The following is a 265-nucleotide window of genomic DNA, read 5'->3' as shown; positions in this document are numbered from 1 at the left end:
TCGGTCACCAGGGAATATTTAGGCTTAGCGGGTGGTCCCGCCAGATTCACACGGGATTTCTCGGGCCCCGTGCTACTTGGGAGATGAGCAAGCAAGCCGTACAGATTTCAGCTACGGGGGTCTTACCCTCTACGCCGGACCTTTCGCATGTCCTTCGCCTATCCATACGGTTTCTGACTCGCCGACCGGCCGGCAGACCGATCAAGCTCATTCCCACAACCCCGCATGCGCAACCCCTGCCGGGTATCACACGCATACGGTTTGG

1 rRNA gene is annotated in these 265 nt (G+C 58.9%); it reads right to left on the bottom strand.

What is annotated here, in order from left to right:
- A 23S ribosomal RNA gene (locus IG86_RS0138205) occupies window positions 1-265 on the bottom strand; the annotation flags it as partial.

It is taken from the genome of Streptomyces virginiae, from assembly GCF_000720455.1.
Taxonomy (GTDB): Bacteria; Actinomycetota; Actinomycetes; order Streptomycetales; family Streptomycetaceae; genus Streptomyces; species Streptomyces virginiae.
Note: the sequence above shows the minus strand (reverse complement) of the source record. Positions and strands in the feature narration are given on the sequence as shown.